Below are 15,857 nucleotides of genomic sequence, written 5' to 3'. Positions count from 1 at the left end.
TCTCAGAAAAATCTGGTGGGCGTCACCCGGCCCACGACAGACCTGCTACGAAGAGCGCGTCGATAACGGACCAGCCACACAAAAGTGCGGCCTCCCTCGCCGAGCAACTCCATGAGTCTACCCGGCGGGAAGGCCGCCCCAAAATGGATCTAAGCGCCGACCTGGATCACCACCCAGATCACACCCGCGATCGACCCGAGATCACTGCTCCTCGAAGAGGCTCGTCACCGAACCGTCCTCGAACACCTCACGCAGCGCCCGCGCAATCGTCGGCGCCATCGACAGCACCGTGATCTTGTCCAGCTCCAGCTCCGAAGGCGTCGGCAGCGTATTCGTGAACACGAACTCACTCACCTTCGAATTCTTCAGCCGGTCCGCGGCCGGACCCGACAGCACGCCGTGCGTCGCCGTCACGATCACATCCGCCGCACCATTCGCGAACAGCGCATCCGCCGCCGCACAAATCGTGCCACCCGTGTCGATCATGTCGTCGACCAGGACACACACCCGGTCTTTCACATCACCGACGACCTCATGCACCGTGACCTGATTCGCCACGTCCTTGTCACGCCGCTTGTGCACAATCGCCAGCGGAGCACCCAGACGGTCACACCAACGGTCGGCAACCCGCACCCGGCCCGCGTCCGGCGACACCACCGTCAGCTTGTCGCGGTCGACCTTCGCACCCACATAGTCCGCAAGAACCGGCAGCGCGAAAAGATGATCCACCGGGCCATCGAAGAAGCCCATGATCTGATCCGTGTGCAGATCCACCGTCACCACACGGTGCGCACCCGCGGTCTTCATCAAATCCGCGATCAGACGGGCCGAAATCGGCTCCCGTCCACGGTGCTTCTTGTCCTGACGCGCATACCCGTAGAACGGCACAACCACGGTGATGCTCCGGGCCGAAGCCCGCTTCAGCGCATCAATCATGATCAACTGCTCCATGATCCACTTATTGATCGGAGCCGTATGGCTCTGAATCAAAAAGCAGTCCGCACCACGCGCCGACTCCTGATAGCGGACATAGATCTCACCATTGGCGAAGTCGAATGCCTTCGTCGGGACCAGGCCCACACCCAGCTGGTGCGCGACCTCCTCGGCCAGCTCGGGGTGGGCGCGGCCGGAGAAGAGCATCAGCTTCTTCTCGCCGGTCGTCTTGATCCCGGTCACAGCAAATCTCCTCGAATTCCTGTTTGCGTGCGCTCATCACGGTACGCCCCGCACGGCGCACCCTCCCCCAGCTAACGCTGGGAGGTTCCCCCACCCCGGTCACCGCTCGCCTTCGGACTCCTGGCGAGCTGCCGAAGCGGCCTGCGCGGCGGCGCTTCCGGGCCGCTTACGCGCGACCCAACCCTCGATATTCCGCTGCTGGCCACGCGCGACCGCCAGCGAACCCGGGGGCACATCCTTGGTGATCACCGAGCCGGCCGCGGTGTACGCGCCGTCCCCGATCGTGACAGGAGCCACAAACATGTTGTCCGACCCCGTCTTGCAATGTGAACCAACCGTGGTGTGATGCTTCGCCTCACCGTCGTAATTCACAAACACACTCGCGGCACCGATGTTCGAGTACTCGCCGATGGTCGCATCCCCCACGTAAGAAAGATGCGGCACCTTCGTACCTTCCCCGATCGACGCGTTCTTCATCTCCACGTACGTACCGGCCTTCGCCTTCGGGCCAAGATCCGTACCCGGCCGCAGATACGCGTAAGGACCGACACTCGCCCCGTCCCCGATACGCGCACCCTCCGCCACCGTGAACGACGCCACAGCACCCGCACCGACGACCGTGTCCGTAAGCCGGGAATTCGGCCCGACCTCCGCGCCGCCACCGATACGCGTGACCCCGAGCAGTTGCGTACCCGGCTGCACCACCGCATCCGGCTCGAACTCGACAGTCACATCCACCCACGTCGACGCCGGATCCACGACCGTCACACCGGCCAGCATCGCCCGCTCCAGCAACCGCTCGTTCAGCAGCCGACGCGCCTCCGCCAACTGCACACGGTTGTTGATCCCCAGAATCTCGCGATGATCGCCCGCCAGGGCCGCGCCGACCCGATGCCCCGCCTCACGCACGATGCCGAGGACATCCGTCAGGTACTCCTCACCCTGACTGTTGTCCGTACGCACCTTGCCCAGCGCATCCACCAGCAACTTGGCATCGAACGCGAACACCCCGGAATTGATCTCCCGGATCGCCCGCTGCGCCTCGGTCGCGTCCTTGTGCTCCACGATCGCGGTGACGGCACCGCTCGTCCCGTCCCGCACGATGCGGCCGTAACCCGTCGAGTCCGGAACCTCGGCCGACAGGACGGTGACGGCGTTCTTGTCGGCCGCGTGGGTGTCGCTGAGCTGCTTGAGGGTCTCGCCGGTCAGGAGCGGGGTGTCGCCGCACACGACGACGACCGTGCCGTCGAGGGTGACCCCCTCGCCGGCCAGCTCCTCCAGACCGATGCGTACGGCGTGACCGGTGCCACGCTGCTCGTGCTGCACGGCGGTACGGATGGCCGGGTCGACCTCGGCGAGGTGCGCCTGCACCTGCGCACGGGCATGGCCGACGACCACGACGAGATGCTCGGGGTCGAGCTCGTGCGAGGCGGCGACGACATGTCCGACGAGGGAGCGGCCGCAGATCGCGTGCAGGACCTTGGGGGTCGCCGACTTCATGCGGGTGCCCTCACCCGCTGCGAGAACGACGACGGCTGCCGGGCGGTTGGCGCTCACGGGGATGCCCTTCGGCTTCTTGGCTACTTCGGGTGGTGGTCATCCGAAGGATACCGGGGCGTAGGACTGCCGAAACGAACGCGGGTCCTGACCGAGCGGTCAGGACCCGAACTTTGCTTAGTCGTAGCAGTTGCTCCCCCACGAGGATTCGAACCTCGACCGACGACACCAAAAGACGTTGTGCTGCCCTTACACCATGGGGGAGGGTACAGTCAAGCGGGCCGATCGTTTCGCTCGTCCGCCCGCTTGGCATCCAACACTATGCCGTACCACCAGCCCTCGATGCGACGGTATAGCTCTGCACTTTGTAGCACTCGGACCACTAGGCAGCCGTGGTAGGCGTCACCGACGTTCTTGCGGACGGTCTTGGGGTTGTGTTTTTTGATGGTGGTCTTCTGGAACGTGGCGACGTCGACACCGACGAGGTCGGCCCAGTAGCGCTCGGCCGCCGTCACGTCGGCTGTTTCGTGGATCATCACGCGGTAGCCCACTCGCTCCGGTTCCACCTCGAGCAGGCGCAGCCATGCGAGGTAGAGCTGGATGACGCCTGGGTCGCTATTGACGAAGAGGACGTACTCCCGCCGGTCGTAGGGCTTGTCCTTGGATCCCTCGGCCCAGTAGAGAGCGGCTCCGACGAGGAGGAGTTCCCGGTCGGACAGTGCGCCGACTTCTCGGGCTGCTGCGGTCTTTGTCTGCCGGCGTTCCTCGTCGCGCACCGTCAGTTCGTGCTCCCACCGCTTTCGGACGGCGAGTCGCGCCTGTTCCGAGGGGGTGCGGCGCGGCGCCGGCTTCGGCAGATCCCGCACCCACAGCGAGATCGAACTCTTCGAGCAGCCCAGCTCGACCTGGATCTCGTCGTAGGTCTTTCCTTGCTTGCGGAGCTCGCGGGCCTTGTCGCGCAGGTCGTCCTTGGCGTTCGGGCGCTTGGTCCCCTCCGGGACCGGGACGCCCTCCAGGAGGCGGTTGAGGATGTCGTTGTTGTGGACGTGGAGGCGATCGCGGATCTGCCGGCGGCTGAGCCCCGCCCGGCGCAGGGGCACCGCCTGCGCTCGTAAGGCTTCGTAGTCGGGGTGATCCCGACGTGTGTGCGTCATGGGAACAGGGTGTCGTCCGTCACGCCGTGCAAGGGTCGAAAATTCGGGCGATTCGCTGGTTCGAGCGATATATGGCGGTAGTGGCGCGTAATGGGCCTGGCGTGTGCTGGTGCACTCACCGAAGCGACCCGGTCGGGCGCCCTTACGCTGGTCCGTATGAGCGCGACGGGGGCAAGTGAAGGTGTGCGGGCGCGGGGCGCGCCCGGGGGTGGGCCGTGGTGGTGGGCCCGGCGGCGGAGTGCCGTGCTGGATGTGGCGCTGGCGGCCGCTTCGACGGTGGAGTGCGTGTTCGAGGGGATTCCCTTTGCGCACGGGGCGGGGCTGCCGGAGCTGGTCGGGATGTTGCTCGGCCTGGTGGCGGGGCCGGTTTTGTTGCTGCGGCGGCGGTGGCCGGTCGTGGTGGTGCTGGTGTCGATTGCGGTGATGCCGGCGGAGATGGGTGCGCTGCTGGGGGTCATCGGGCTGTACACGCTGGCGGCGTCGGATGTGCCGCGGCGGATCACGGCGTTGCTGGCCGGGATGACGGTGGTCGGGACACTGGTGACGACGTACCTCAGCCTGCAGCACGACGTGGTGTCGCGGGAGGAGTTCAGCCCACCGGTGTGGGTGGTGCCGGCGATGTCGGTTGCGGTGGGGCTGGTGATGACGGCGCCGCCGGTGTTGTGGGGTCTGTATGTGGGGGCCCGGCGGCGGCTTGTGGAGAGTTTGCGGGAGCGGGCGGACGGTCTGGAGCGGGAGCTGTCGCTGCTGGCGGACCGGGCCGAGGAGCGGGCGGAGTGGGCCCGTAACGAGGAGCGGACGCGGATCGCGCGGGAGATGCACGACGTGGTGGCGCACCGGGTGAGTTTGATGGTGGTGCATGCGGCGGCGTTGCAGGCGGTGGCGTTGAAGGATCCGGAGAAGGCGTCGAAGAATGCCGCGCTGGTGGGGGATATGGGGCGGCAGGCGTTGACGGAGCTGCGGGAGATGCTGGGGGTGTTGCGTACGGCCGAGGGGGCGGCGGTGCGGGGTGCTTCGGGGTCGGATGCGCCGGAGCGTTTGGTGGCGATGGCGGAGAAGGCGAAGCCCCGGTCGCGGCCGCAGGTGGCGGCGTCGGCGGGGCCGGATGGTGAGGGGCCGTGTCTGGCGGAGCTGGGGGATTTGGTGGGGCAGTCCCGGGCGGCCGGGATGGCGGTGGAGTTGTCGGAGCAGTCGGACGACGGTGACGAGGGTGCCGTGGCGGGGCGTCGGTATGCGGCGGCGGTGGAGCAGACCGTGTACCGGGTGGTGCAGGAGGCGCTGACGAATGTGCACAAGCATGCGCCGGGTGCGCGGGCTCGGGTGCGGTTGGCGCATCGGGCGGATGAGGTGGCGGTTCAGGTGGAGAACGGTCCGTCGGAGCGGGGGGCGACGGATGCGGGGTTGCCCAGTGGGGGCAATGGCCTGGTGGGGATGCGGGAGCGGGTGACAGCTCTTGGGGGTGTGTTTGTGTCGGGGCCGACGGAGGCGGGGGGCTTTCGGGTGTCGGCTGTTGTGCCGGTGGGGGCCGGTGCCGGTGGGTGATGCCGGTGTGGTCGCCTCCGGTGTCGTCGTGGCGGGTGGCGTCGTAGTGGTGTGGTGAAGGTCGGCTGCGGGGTCAGCGCGGCGGACTACGGTCATGGTCATGACCGATGCTTCCGTGACCGGCCCGTCTGCGGCCGGCCCCTCTGCAACCGAGCCTTCCGTGGCCGAGCCTTCCTACCTGCGCACCACCCGCGCGGGCTACGACGCCATCGCCACCGCGTACACCGACCACTTCCGGGGTGAGTTCGAGCGCGAGGCGCTGGGGCGGGCGATGCTCGGGGCGTTTGCCGAGTTCGTGCGGGCCGGTGGCGGGGGGCGGGTGCTGGATGTGGGGTCCGGGCCCGGCTGGGTGACGGCCTATGTGCACGGGCTGGGGCTGGAGGTGTCCGGGGTCGATCTGTCGCCGGAGATGGTGGCGCTGGCGCGTCGGGAGCATCCGGGGGTGCGTTTCGAGCAGGGGTCGATGACGGCCCTGGATGTGGCGGACGGGGCGCTCGCCGGTGTGATGGCCTGGTATTCGCTGATCCACATCGCGCCGGAGGCGGTTTCGGGCGTGCTGGCGGAGTTCTATCGGGTGCTGGCGCCGGGGGGCTGGCTTGTGTTGGCGTTCCAGGTGGGGGAGGAGCCGTTGCGCTTCTCGGAGGCGTTCGGGCGCGAGGTGTCGCTGGTTTTCCATCGGCTCTCGCCGGACCGTGTCGCCGGGCAGCTGCGGGCGGCCGGGTTTGATGTTCAGGCGCGGCTGGTGCGGGAGCCGGTCCGGTCGGAGAAGTCGGAGAAGGTGCCGCAGGCGTATCTGCTGGCGGGTAAGCCCGTCGGCTAGGGCGGGCCCGTCCCGGGTGGGTCACCCTTGCGGTGCCACCTCGAGGCGGGCCGGGCGGGTGCCCAGGACGAGGGTGCCCAGGGCGTGGTCGATGCCGGGGCCGAGGTACCAGTCGCCGGTGTGGTCGAGGCTGTAGATGCGGCCTTGGGCGTCGATGGCGAGGACGGCCTGGCCGGCGGGGGTGCCGTTGGCGTCGGGGATTTCTTCCTGGCCGAGGGGGGCGACGTCGGTGTCGAGGGCGCGGCCGAGGTCGCCGAGGGTGCGGGCGAGGTGGAGGCCGTGCAGGGGGTTGATGGTGAAGGGGGTGGGGGCGATGTGGCGGCCGGGTCCGGGGCCGGTGATGCGCAGGCCGCCGAATTCGGCCCAGGCTTCGACGGCGGCGGGGAAGACGGTGTGGCGGTGGCCGGCGGGGGAGGCGTGGGCGCGGAGGGTGTCGGCCCAGTGTTCGGCCTGCTTTATGTCCCAGCGACCCGGTTCCCAGCCGGCCTGCTGGAGGGCGACGTCGACGGCGGCGGGGAAGCGGGTGGAGTCGGTGCGCTCCCGGCCGGGGGGCGGGGTGGTGGCGGGCATGGTGGCGGTCAGCTCCCTGTGGGCGTCGTGCCGCCGATGGGCATGACGCCGAAGTGGGCGAGGAGCGCGTCGCAGGAGCGGCAGGGTGGGGCGTAGCTGCCGTGCCGGGGGTCGCCGTCCTCGCGGATATGGCGTGCGGTGATCTTGGAGTGTTTCAGGGAGCGGCGGGCTTCGCCGTTGGTGAGGGGTTTGCGGGAGGCGCGTTTGCTGCGGTTTGCCTCGACCGCGGTGAGGTGGCGGGAGAGCAGTACGGCTTCGGGGCAGCGGCCGGTGAAGCGTTCGCGTTGTGCGGTGCCGAGGGTGTCGAGGAAGTCCTGGACGAGGGGGTGCAGGGCGGGGGGCTGTTCGGCTTTGCTTGCCGTGCAGGTGAGGGTTTGTCCGCGTACTGACAGGGCGGCGCCGACGGTGGGGAGGATGCCGTCGCGGCGGTGGGCAAGGCCGGGCGCGCGATCGGCGTCGGCGGTGGCGCTCCAGCCGACGCGGGGGTCGCCGTTGGCGGCGGTGTGCTGATGTGCGGTGGTGCTCATGGTTGGTGCTTTCCCTCCCTGCAATCCCCCCGGTTGCGGGGCCAGCCTGCCAAATGTGCTGGGTGTTGCGGTAGTCGGGCGTGCTGTCGGCGATGTCACTGGTGTGTGACGGTTCGTCGGCCGGGGGTGGAACAGGGCTGGTCGGCGGGGGAAGCGGGGTCGGCGGGCGGGGTGGCTTACGACGGTCGGAGGACACCCGGGAGGGGGTGTGGGTGGTGTGTATGCGGGCTGACGTGGGTGGCCCCGGGGGCGGCGGGAGGGTGTTGCGGCACGGCATAGGCTGTGCCTCAAAGCCAGATCCAGCCAGGGGGCAACCGCGATGACGACAGGTCGGCTCGGGCAGCAGCATGCCGCGCCACCGAACACGGCCTACGCCGGGCAGGTCGTGCATTTCCCGGACCCGGTGCGGGCCGCCCGGTATCCCGCGGGGGTGCGGGTGGACGGGAACGGTTTCCCGGAGTTCTCGCCGTATGCGCGGGCGGCGGCGGAGATCGCCGAGCCGCCGGAGGGCTTCGGTGTCGATGAGCTGCGGTTGACGGACTATGTGTCGGCGAATGCGGCCTTGCACGCGCAGGGGCATGAGCTGTGGATAGACGTACCGTCGGTGGCGACGCCGCACGGCTGGACCTGGCATCACGTGCCCGGTACGCGGCGGATGGAGCTGGTCCCCGCCGAGGTGAAGGCGCTGCTGCGGCATCACGGTGGGCTGGCGACGGCCCACGTCGAGCACGAGAAGCGGGGTACGCGGCCGCTGCAGGAGACCCGGCCGGTGCATTTCGGGCTGCCGCGCCGTGATCTGTCGGTGGGCGAGGAGCAGGTGGCGCAGGCCGAGGAGACGCTCGGCTACCGCCTGCCCGGTGCGTACCGCTCGTTCCTGAAGGCGGCGGGCGGGTGTGCGCCGGTGGGGGCGGCGCTCGATGCGGAGCTGGGGCTGCTGGTGGACCAGCCGTTCTTCACGGTGCGCGATGACGCGGCGGTCAATGACCTCGTGTATGTGAACAAGTGCTTGCGGGATCACTTCACCAAGGACTATCTGGGTGTGACGTTCGTGCAGGGCGGTGTGGTCGCGGTGAAGGTGCGCGGTGAGGCGCTGGGCACGGTGTGGTTCTGTCCGTACGACGATGCCCGGGACCGTGACGGTCTGTCGGTGCAGGAGCGGGTGGAGCGGCTGCTGTTGCCGTGTGGTGCGGATTTCGATGATTTCCTGCAGCGGCTGGCGGGCAATCCGCCGGAGCTGGAGACCGTGGCGAACCTGATGGTGGACGGTGGCTTTGCGCACGCCGTTCCGGTGGAGGGGTGAGCGCGCGATGGTGACGTTCGCGCAGGCGCAGGAGCGCGCGGAGCGCTGGGTCAACGGCGATGTGCCGGCGCCGCAGCATCGTGAGGTGCGGGTGCGGGAGTTCGATCTGGGTTTTGTGGCCTGGGCCGAGGACCGCGACGGGGGCCCCAGTGGTGACGGGGGCCGCAGCCGGCTGGTGATCGCGCGGGACAGCGGGGAGACGACGCTGTGGCCGGGGCTGCCGGTGGGTGAGGTGATCCGCCGGTACGAGGAGGAGTACGCCGCGCCGGTCGACGGCGGGTACGGGGCGGCCGAGCCGTCGCCGCAGCGGGTGGATCTGGAGGCGACGTCGTTTTTGCTGACGCCGCCGGAGTGGTTGCAGGAGGCGGCGGACGCGATCGGGATTCCGGACCGGCGGCGCGAGAGCGGTGGTGGGGCTCCGGCTCCGGCGCCCGCTCCCTCGTCCGTTCCGGCCCCGTCGGCGGATCCCGCTCCTGCGCCGGCCGCTGTGTCACCTCCTGCTTCTGCTTCTGTGCCGGCTTCGGCGCCGGTGGCCGGGGGTGCGGACGGCGCCGTGGCGGGTGCCGCCGCGTCGGCACCGTCGACCCCGTGGGCCGAGGCGGACACCACCGGCGACGGCGGGTCCGAGGACCGGTCGGTGGGGCTGCCCGAGACGGTGTTCGCGGCTCCGCTATCCGGTTTCGACGAGTCGGACGACACCCCGCCCTCGACGCCGCGCGCACGGCCGGACGCGAAGACCGAACTGCTGCATGGCGGCAGTCAGTTGCCTCGTACGCAGGTTGCTCCGGCGGTGCCGGCGCCGGGTGGCGCGGACGGCCGTCCGGGTGGGCTGCCCGCGCCGCCGCCGATGCCGCCCGCCCCGCCCGTGGCGCCGGGGCTGTCGGACATGCCGCCGCCGTCCGGTCCGCCGGCCGCCGATGTACCGCCCCCGCCGGGCGCCGGTGCGCCCGGTGCTCCCGGCCCCGGTATGCCGCCGCCCGCGCCGCCCGTGGGCGGCGGTGTGCATGCCGCGGCGACGATGCTCGCCGACGGCTCCTCGCTGCCCGGAAACGCCGGAAACGCCGGGAGCGCCGGGGGTGCGGGAAGCAGCGCCGGTGGTCCGCCGCCGCCCCCTGGCGCGCCCGGTACGCCCGGCGCGGGCCGGGCCGGGCAGCGGCCCGACCCCGCGGAGATCGCGGACGCCGTGACGGGCAAGGCCGCGGCGCGGCCGGCCGGCGGCCCTGCGGCGTCCGGCCCGGGTGCGCCCGGTGCGCCGGCGGGTGGTTACGTACCGACGCAGCTGGTCTCGCAGCTGGATGCGGCGGAGCTGGATCTGAGTGCGGTGGACGGGCCGCGGGGTGAGGCGGGTGCGTCCGGCGCCGACGGTGCGCAGGGCTCCGGTCCTGGGGCGCCGCCTGCCCCGCCCGCGGGCGGTGTGCATGCCGCGGCGACGATGCTCGCCGACGGTGCGGCCCTGCAGGCCGGCCTCGGCGGTGCCGGTGGGCCCGGCTCCGTACCGCCGCCGCCGCCGCCCTCGCCGCCCGGCCCGCCCGGTGCGCCCAAGCCGCCCGGCCCGCCCGGAAAGCCGGGCGCGGGCGGTCGTGGCGCGGGTGGCCAGGCCGGACAGAGTGGTCGAGGGGGTCCGCATCCGCCGGCGCCCGCCCCGCCCGTCGCGGGGGGCACCGGCGGTGGCGGGGTGCATGCCGCCGCGACGATGCTCGCCGGCGGTGCGGCGCTCGGCGGTCCCGGTGGCCTCGGTGGCCCCGGCGGTCCCGGCCCCGGTGCGCCGGGGATGCCCCCGGTGGCACCCGGCCCCGCCATGCCCCCGCCCGCCGGCCCCGCCATGCCCCCGCCCGGCGTGCCGGTTCCCGGTGGCCCCGGTGCCCAGGGCTCGTACGGCTATCCCCCGGCCCCCAGCGGCCAGCCCACCGTCGGCCCCGGCTACATGGCCGTGCTCAGCTATCGCGCACCGGACGGCTCCGAGCAGAAGATCGTGCGCCGCTCGGCGCCCGGCACCCCGCACCCGGAGTGGCAGCTGCTGCACGAGCTGCGCGCCATGAACATCCCGCCGCAGCAGGTGCTGGAGCTGCACACCGAGCTGGAGTGCTGCGATCTGCCGGGCGGTTACTGCGCCCGGATGATCCGCGACAACTGGCCGCAGGTGCGGATCAGCCACACCGCCGCGTACGGCAAGGACCATGCGTCGCGGCAGCAGGGCGTACGGCATCTCGTCGAGCATCAGGGTGAGTTGCACCAGGTGGCGGACGGTCCGGCGCGGCCGGCGCCGGTGCGGGTGCCGTTGCCGCATCCCTCGCAGGTGCAGCCGGTGCCCCCGGTGCCGCCGCAGGTGATCGGGCAGGAGCTGGAGCAGTCCTTCGGGCCGCAGGGGATTTTCCGGTTCGACCAGCGGGCGGTCTCGCGGCACGGCGTGCCCGAGGTGGTCGCGCAGATGCTGGTGTGGGCCGGGCTGCCGGTCGACTTCGGGCCGTTCTTCTGGGCGCAGGCGCAGCCGGGCCGGCCGGTGCCGACGCTGGCGGAGCTGGCGGCGGAGCGGATGGTGCAGCCGGCGCCGGATGCCGGTTCGTATCTCGTCATGGGCAATGACTTCGGCCGTCAGCTGTGTGTCCAGTACGGGACCGCGAACATCGTGGCCGTCCCGATGGAGGCCGGGCCGGGCGGGCAGCCCGCCACGCCGCAGTTCGTCAACAGCGGGCTGCCGGAGTTCGTGCGCTGTCTGGCGATGCTGGGGCGGATGTGGCGGCTGCGGTACGGGCTGACGCCGGAGCAGGCGGGCCGCTGGACCGTCGACTTCCAGGCGCAGCTGGTCGCGCTCGACCCGCCGGCGCTCGGGTCGCCGGAGACCTGGTGGTCGGTGCTGCTCGAGCAGATGTGGGACGGGCTCCTCTAGGGGGCGGGCGAACGGATCCCCTAGGGGGTGCGAGCCCCCCTGCGGGGCCACAACGCGGCGGGGCGGGACGTTGTTCCCGTGACGGCGGGACGGCGCGCTGTTCCCGTGACGGCGGGGCGGGACGATGTTCCCGCGACGGCGGGGCGCTCGACCTGCGGAACGGGGCGGGCGCCATGACCATGCGTATATGGCGCACATAGGTCGGTCACCGTTGCCGTCTTCGACGACGCTCTACCGGGCCGGCGGGCGGACGCCCCGCCGGCGCCGCCGCCGGCGGTCGTGGCGCCGGCGGATTCTGGTGACGCTGCTGGCCCTGGTGGTGCTGGTGGTGGCGGCCGGGGCCGCGCTGTACGGATGGGCGGGGAAGCGGGTCCGGCATGTGGCCGCGGTGGACGAGTACGCCGGTCGGCCGCCCCGGGGCAAGGGCACGAACTGGCTGCTGGTCGGCTCCGACAGCCGCGCCGAGCTGACACCCGGGCAGCGCAAGGAACTGCACGTCGGCAATGACGTGGTCCGTAACACCGACACCATCATGGTGCTGCACTCCGGCCGGCACGGCCCCTATCTGGTCAGCCTGCCCCGCGACAGCTATGTCCGGGTGCCGGGGCACGGCCGGGGGAAGATCAACGAGGCGTACGGGGACGGCGGGCCCCGGTTGCTGACCCGTACGGTCGAGCGGGCAACGGGTTTGCGCATCGACCGCTATGCCGAGGTGAACTTTCTGGGGCTCGTGCGGATCGTGGACGCGCTGGGTGGGGTGCGGCTGTGCCTGGACGGGCCGCTGCGGGACACGAGGTCGGGCGCGGACTTCGCGGCGGGCTGCCATCGGATGGGCGGGCGGCAGGCGCTGGCATTCGTACGGGCCCGTTACGCCGACCCGCGGGGTGACCTCGGACGGGTGAAGCGGCAGCGGCAGCTGATCGGTGCGGTCGCGGACGAGATGGCCGGGCCCGAGGTGCTGCTCGATCCGTTCCACCTGGTGCCCGTGATGGGCGCGGGGCTCGCCGCGCTTGCCGTGGACGAGAGGTCGGGGACGGCCGAACTGCTGGCAATGGCGCGGTCGATGAAGGAGATAGCCGGGGGCGGCGGAGCGGCAATCACCGTCCCGGTGGCCAGTCCCGGCGTGTCGATGGGCGGCTCCGGAGAGGTGCTGCTGTGGGACGAGAACGGGGCGAAGAGGCTGTTCGGCGCTTTGCGCGCCGATGCCGTCATTCCGACTTCTGGCACCGATTGACGCATCCTTGTGTGGGAGAGGGGTGAAGTGTCGCGATAGGGCGGCTTCGGACTGATCCAGAAAAGGGGCTTTGAGGGATGAGTGCACCGGTTTCGCCTCATGGGTTCGAGACCGTACGAGGACGCGGTTACCGTCCGGAGGACGTCGATCGGCGCGTGGAGGGACTCTCAATAGACCGTGACTCGTGCTGGGAGCGTGCGGCGCGGCTGACCGTGCTCTCCAACGAGATGACCGCGGAGCTGGCGGAGCTGGCGGAGCTGGCGGAGTATGTGGCGCAGCTGCCGCCGCAGACCTTCGAGTCCCTGGGCGAGCAGGCCCGGCTGATCCTGACGACCGCGGAGTCGGAGGCCGAACGGCTGCGGGCCGCGGCGCAGGAGGAGGCCGAGCAGGTCCGTGACGAGGCGATGGGCTACGCCGATCAGGTCCGCGATGTGGCGGACCGGGCGGCGCGGGAGCTGCGGGCCGAGGTGGAGGAGCACGCTCGGCGCGTCGAGTCGGCGGCGCGGGCGGAGGCCGCCGAGCTGGCGGCCGCCGCGGCCGAGGATGCCGAGCAGTGGCGCGGCGAGGCGGCCGCGGTGCTGACCGATATGCGGCACCGCACCGAGCAGCAGTGGCACGACCAGGAGAAGCGGCAGGCCGAGGAGTGGGACGCGGTCGGGCGTGAACTGGCGCGCCTGGATGCGGAGATGGCCCCGCTCGTCGCCGAGCTGGACGCGCGCGGCGATGCGCTGCTCGCCGAACGGCGGCGCCGGCACGCGGAGGTCGAGGAGGCCGCCCGGCACTGCGAAGAGGAGGCGGCCGACCGCGCCAAGGCGATCCTCGCCCAGGCCCGGGTGGCGGTGGAGCGCATCGAGCGCGGTACGGAGCGGTTGCTGCGCGAACACGAGGAGGAACGCACGGAGGTCCGTGCCCATATGGCGCACGTACGCAACAGCCTGGCGGCGCTGACGGGGAAGGATCCGGAGGCGCTGGAGGACGAGCCGCCGCTGGTGGTGCCGCAGCCGGGCCCGGGGTCCGAGGAGGTCCCGCACAGCCGGACTCCTGATGGCTCGGACCCCGGCTCGGACCCCGGCTCCGATCCTGAGGGACCGGATCCCGACGGCGCCGATCCCGACAACGAGGACACCCTCGAGACCGAACTCCCCCGGTTGGAGGGCTGAGCCCGGCGCCGTCCGCGTCCCCCGCCTCGTCCCTGCCGCGCCCCGTTACTTCGCCCTGCTGCCGTCCTCGGCGCCCCCGGCCTCGCCGTCCCGTTCCCGCTGTGTACGGGCATCCGCGTGAACCGGGAAGCGCCGGGGCGCCAGCAGGAGCAGGGCGAGCAGGGCGAGGGCGGCGGCCGCGGCGGCGCCGAGGTAGACGTGGTCGACGGTGGTGTCGACGGCGCGCCGCAGGTAGTCGGTGGCGCGGGCGGTGAGGGCGCCGGCGTGTTCCAGGGCGTGCGAGACGGCGTCGAGGTCGTCGGGCAGGCCGGGGCGGATGGCGGACGGGGCGTGGGCGAGACGGTCGTTGAGGGTGGCGTTGGCGATCGCGCCGAAGAGGGCCGCGCCGACCGACTGGCCGACCTGGCGGCAGAACAGTATGGAGGCGGTGGCGGTGCCGCGTTCGGCGTAGCCGACGGAGGACTGGATGCCGATGATCAGCGGCAGCTGGAAGAGGCCGAGGGCCGCGCCGAGCGCCAGCATGATCAGGGCGGGCTGCCAGGCGGCGCCCGGATAGGGCAGCAGCGGGAAGGCCAGCATGATCAGGGCGGCCGCGCCGATACCGACGAGGGCGCAGTTGCGGATGCCGATGCGGTTGTAGACGTGGCTGCTGAACGCCGCCGAGACCGGCCAGCTCAGGGTCATCACGGACAGGACGAAGCCGGCCGCTGTCGGGCCCAGGCCCAGGACCGCCTGGGCGTAGGTGGGCAGAAAGACGGTCGGGGCGACCATCAGCAGGCCCAGCGCGCCCAGCGCGAGGTTGACGGCCGAGATGGTGCGGCGGCGCCAGACCCAGCCGGGGATGATCGGCTCGGCGGCGCGGCGCTCGATCAGGACGGTGGCCGCCGCGCACACCGCCGTACCCGCGAAGAGCAGCAGCGACGGGGCGGAGGTCCAGGGCCAGGCGACGCCGCCCTGGACGAGCGCGGTCAGCAGCAGGCCGCCGCAGGCGAAGATGGCGAGCGCGCCGGGCCAGTCGACGCGGGGGCGGCGGGTGCGGGACGGGCCTGCCGGTGCCCGGCCCCTCGCGTCTTCCTTCTTGTCTTCCGTGTCCTCGAAGAAGTGCCGGACGATCAGCCACAGGGCCACCGCCCCCACCGGCACATTGACCAGGAAGATCCACCGCCAGCCGGCATACGTGGCGAGCAGCCCGCCCAGCGCGGGCCCGGCGACCGCGGAGGTGGCCCACACCGAGGAGAGCCTGGCCTGGATCTTGGGGCGTTCCTTCATCGGGTAGAGGTCGGCGGCGATGGTCTGGACGGTGCCCTGGAGGGCGCCGCCGCCCAGGCCCTGCAGCACCCGGAAGGCGATCAGGGAGGCCATGTTCCAGGCGCCCGCGCAGGCCAGCGAGCCGACGAGGAAGAGCACGATGCCGGCGATCAGGATGGGCTTGCGGCCGAAGGTGTCGGAGAGCTTGCCGTAGACGGGCAGGGTGACGGTGACGGCGAGGAGATAGCCGGAAAAGAGCCAGGAGAAGACGGCGAAGCCGCCGAGGTCGCCGACGATCTGGGGGATGGCGGTGGAGATGATCGTGGAGTCGAGTGCGGCCAGCGCCATGGCGAGCATCAGGGCGGCGACCACGGGCCCGCGCCTGGGCCCCGGGGCGCCGCCCCTGGCTATGTCCGTAGCGCTGTCACTGTCCTTCGTGGTGCCGCTCACCGGGCCCCCTCCGCCGCCGACCGTTGCATGTAGCCCACACCCTTCCACGCGGGGTCGGTATGCGGAACGCGGTTTCCCGCTACGTGGACAGCCGGGCCCGGCCCTGGCGGGGCCGGGCCCTCCGTCATCCGCTCGGGCGGCCGGTTGTCGGTGACCGGGCGTATGGTGGGCAACCCCGGCACGTGCGACGTGTCGGGCTGCTCGCGTTGTTCAGTGCGCGTTGATCACTTGCGATCCACCGCGGTCTCTTGCGATCGACAGCGCTCTCGCCTCCTGGGACGGAAGCCTTTTC

Annotated in this window: 12 protein-coding genes and 1 tRNA gene; 6 read left to right on the top strand and 7 right to left on the bottom strand. The window is 71.5% G+C overall.

Features of this window, described 5'->3' with window-relative positions:
- Positions 1-201: 201 nt before the first annotated feature.
- The 4 genes from ACZ4S3_RS26565 to ACZ4S3_RS26550 form a co-directional block, all read right to left on the bottom strand.
- Entirely contained in the window at positions 202-1,176 is a 975-nt protein-coding gene (locus tag ACZ4S3_RS26565; RefSeq protein WP_393908514.1) for a ribose-phosphate diphosphokinase, read from the bottom strand.
- A 99-nt stretch (positions 1,177-1,275) separates the two neighbouring features.
- On the bottom strand, positions 1,276-2,733 hold the full coding sequence (gene glmU, locus ACZ4S3_RS26560) for a bifunctional UDP-N-acetylglucosamine diphosphorylase/glucosamine-1-phosphate N-acetyltransferase GlmU (RefSeq protein ID WP_467938300.1): 1,458 nt from the start codon (positions 2,731-2,733) through the stop codon (positions 1,276-1,278).
- A 133-nt stretch (positions 2,734-2,866) separates the two neighbouring features.
- Positions 2,867-2,937, bottom strand: a tRNA-Gln gene (locus ACZ4S3_RS26555).
- A gap of 8 nt (positions 2,938-2,945) precedes the next feature.
- The gene (locus ACZ4S3_RS26550; protein ID WP_467938299.1) at positions 2,946-3,827 is read right to left on the bottom strand and encodes a hypothetical protein; all 882 of its coding nucleotides are present in this window, start codon (positions 3,825-3,827) and stop codon (positions 2,946-2,948) included.
- 156 nt (positions 3,828-3,983) lie between these two features.
- On the opposite strand from ACZ4S3_RS26550, the gene ACZ4S3_RS26545 reads away from it, so the two are divergent.
- Positions 3,984-5,369, top strand: coding sequence for a sensor histidine kinase (locus tag ACZ4S3_RS26545; RefSeq protein WP_467938297.1), 1,386 nt, complete (start codon positions 3,984-3,986; stop codon positions 5,367-5,369).
- 100 nt (positions 5,370-5,469) lie between these two features.
- Positions 5,470-6,189, top strand: coding sequence for a class I SAM-dependent DNA methyltransferase (locus ACZ4S3_RS26540; RefSeq protein WP_467938296.1), 720 nt, complete (start codon positions 5,470-5,472; stop codon positions 6,187-6,189).
- 21 nt (positions 6,190-6,210) lie between these two features.
- Here the strand turns inward: ACZ4S3_RS26540 and ACZ4S3_RS26535 are convergent, their stop codons facing one another.
- Both ACZ4S3_RS26535 and ACZ4S3_RS26530 read right to left on the bottom strand, forming a co-directional pair.
- Positions 6,211-6,759: an SUKH-3 domain-containing protein gene (locus ACZ4S3_RS26535; protein WP_467938295.1), complete on the bottom strand. Its 549-nt coding sequence runs from the start codon at positions 6,757-6,759 to the stop codon at positions 6,211-6,213.
- Between the two features lie 8 nt (positions 6,760-6,767).
- A complete protein-coding gene (locus ACZ4S3_RS26530; protein ID WP_467938293.1) occupies positions 6,768-7,286 on the bottom strand; it encodes a YwqJ-related putative deaminase in 519 nt (172 codons plus the stop codon).
- A 319-nt stretch (positions 7,287-7,605) separates the two neighbouring features.
- Here ACZ4S3_RS26530 and ACZ4S3_RS26525 point away from each other — a divergent pair, with 319 nt between their 5' ends.
- From ACZ4S3_RS26525 to ACZ4S3_RS26510, 4 genes are all read left to right on the top strand, one after another.
- Entirely contained in the window at positions 7,606-8,586 is a 981-nt protein-coding gene (locus tag ACZ4S3_RS26525) for an HNH endonuclease (RefSeq protein WP_467938292.1), read from the top strand.
- A 7-nt stretch (positions 8,587-8,593) separates the two neighbouring features.
- Positions 8,594-11,473, top strand: a complete 2,880-nt coding sequence (locus ACZ4S3_RS26520; protein WP_467938291.1) for an SUKH-4 family immunity protein — start codon at positions 8,594-8,596, stop codon at positions 11,471-11,473.
- A 187-nt stretch (positions 11,474-11,660) separates the two neighbouring features.
- Positions 11,661-12,707, top strand: a complete 1,047-nt coding sequence (locus ACZ4S3_RS26515) for an LCP family protein (RefSeq protein WP_467938289.1) — start codon at positions 11,661-11,663, stop codon at positions 12,705-12,707.
- Positions 12,708-12,862: 155 nt separating this feature from the next.
- Complete coding sequence (locus ACZ4S3_RS26510; protein WP_467938288.1) at positions 12,863-13,867, top strand: cellulose-binding protein; 1,005 nt, start codon at positions 12,863-12,865, stop codon at positions 13,865-13,867.
- A 45-nt stretch (positions 13,868-13,912) separates the two neighbouring features.
- Here the strand turns inward: ACZ4S3_RS26510 and ACZ4S3_RS26505 are convergent, their stop codons facing one another.
- On the bottom strand, positions 13,913-15,565 hold the full coding sequence (locus ACZ4S3_RS26505; protein WP_467938286.1) for an MFS transporter: 1,653 nt from the start codon (positions 15,563-15,565) through the stop codon (positions 13,913-13,915).
- Between the last annotated feature and the right edge of the window lie 292 nt (positions 15,566-15,857).

Source organism: Streptomyces sp. NPDC028368 (assembly GCF_055565615.1).
The sequence above is the reverse complement of the archived record's forward strand: the minus strand, read 5'-3'. Positions and strand labels throughout refer to the sequence as shown.